2 protein-coding genes are annotated in these 2,128 nt (G+C 64.7%); both read left to right on the top strand.

Annotated elements, in window-relative coordinates:
- Window positions 1–77 precede the first annotated feature (77 nt).
- On the top strand, window positions 78–1,598 hold the full coding sequence (gene istA / locus ACWDUA_RS25535; RefSeq protein WP_449753819.1) for an IS21 family transposase: 1,521 nt from the start codon (window positions 78–80) through the stop codon (window positions 1,596–1,598).
- Window positions 1,595–2,128: ATP-binding protein (locus ACWDUA_RS25530; protein WP_449753818.1), on the top strand; the 534-nt coding region annotated here is incomplete at its 3' end. The genes istA and ACWDUA_RS25530, both read left to right, overlap by 4 nt.

The raw sequence follows: 2,128 nt of genomic DNA, 5'->3' as shown, positions 1-2,128 counted from the left end.
GTGTCGAACCTGGAATGGAGGCCCAGACGGTGACGGTGAAGGTGCCAACCGATCACCATCACCGCCCGGGAGTTCCATTGAAAACCGCGAGGGACCGAATGGACATCATTTCTGCTTACCGCGAAGTCGGAAGCTACCGTGCTGCAGCTGAGATCTGCGGTACCACTCATAAAACCGTCAAGCGTGTCGTGGAGCGCTTCGAGGCCGACCAGTCCGGCCTGAAACAACCGCCGCGCAAGCAGCGGGTCAGCAACTACGCGTCGGTGGCCGATCTGGTCGCTAAACGCGTGCAGAGCTCGAAAGGCAAGATCACCGCGAAACGGCTGCTGCCGGTCGCGCGGGCGGCCGGCTACACCGGCTCGGACCGCAACTTCCGGCGGCTGGTGTCTCGGTCGAAAGCCCAATGGCGCCGCAGCCAGTACTCGGGACGCCGTCCGGCGGTGTGGTCCCCGGGCGAGTACCTGGTGATCGATTGGGCCACAGTCGGCGGGCTGCACGTGTTCTGCGCGGTGCTCGCGTTCTCGCGGTGGCGGTTTGTGAAGTTCTCCACCGATGAAACAGTCACCACTACTTTGGGTTTCATCGCTCAAGCGTTGGAGGAGATCGGCGGGGTTCCCCGGCGGGTCCTGGCCGATCGGATGGCGTGCCTCAAAGGCGGGGTGGTCGCCAACGTGGTGATCCCGACCCCGACCTACATCCGATTCGCCACCCACTACGGCTTCGCGCCGGACTTCTGTCACGGCGAGGATCCGGAGTCCAAAGGCATCGTGGAGAACCTGTGCGGCTACGTGCAGTCTGATCTGGCGCAACCGTTGTGGACCGAAGCGAAGATCGCCGCCGGCCGCGACGACATTCGTCTCGATGTGCACCAAGCCAACCGCGCAGCCGTGGACTGGTGTGTGCAAGTCAACACCCGCCGGCACACCGACACCTGCCAGTTCCCCGCCGAACAGTTGGTGGTAGAGCGAGAGGTGTTGGCGCCGTTACCCTCTCTGCGCGCCGAAGTTGGACCACCACCGGTGAGCCGCAAGGTCAACAAGCTGTCCTGTATCCGGTATGCCTCGGTGCGCTACTCGGTGCCGCACCGGCTGGTCGGCACCACAGTGCGGCTGATCCAGGAGGACGGGCGGCTGCTGATCGTCGACCCGGCCACCAGCGAGGTGGTGGCCGATCACGCACTGGGCGCACCCGGTGAGGTGGTCCTTGATGATGCCCACTACGGCGGCGCCCGTAAACCACTGAGTCGGGCGCCGCGACCGAAAACTGCTGCAGAGAAACAGTTCTGCGCGATCGGCAAGGTCGCCGAGCAGTTCCTGGTCGGGGCGGCGGCGATCGGCAACACCCGCCTGGCCGGCGAGATCGATGACCTCCTCGGGTTACACACCGCCCACGGAACCGCGCAGTTCACCGCAGCGTTGACCCGGGCGGTGGCGTTCCGGCGGTTCAAAGCCGCCGATGTGCGCTCGATCCTGGCTGCCGGGGCCGGCGCACCGAACCCACGCCCTGCCGGCGGCGCCCTGATCGCCGAGCTACCGCAGGCACCGACCCGAGACCTGGACCGCTACAAAGTCACCGACACCAACGAGGTGGTGTCATGACCGGCGCCAAGACGACGAAACCGGTTGCACCACAGGAGGTGCCACCGCTGGCAGCAGATCTGGATATGGGGTTGAGGCGGTTGAAACTCGCCGCGATCCGCTACCTGGCGCCCGAGTTACTGTTGACTGCGAAAACCCAACGGTGGACGCCGGAAGAGTTGTTGCGCACCATGGTGGAGGCCGAGATCGCCGCCCGCGATGCCTCCAACATCCGCAACCGGCTCAAAGCGGCCGGGTTCCCCGTCACCAAAACACTCGAGAGCTTCGATGTGGCCGCGTCATCGATCCCGGCGAACACGTTCGCCTACCTGGAGTCATTGGAATGGATACGCGCCCAACATAATCTAGCGCTCATCGGGCCCGCCGGGACCGGCAAGAGTCACACCCTGATCGGGTTGGGCATCGCCGCGGTGCACGCCGGACACAAGGTCCGTTACTTCACTGCTGTCGACCTCGTCGAAACCCTGTATCGCGGGATGGCCGACAACACCGTCGGCAAGATCATCGACACCCTCCTACGACAAGACTTG

Source organism: Gordonia sp. NPDC003376 (genome assembly GCF_053589235.1).
Note: the sequence above shows the minus strand (reverse complement) of the source record. Positions and strands in the feature narration are given on the sequence as shown.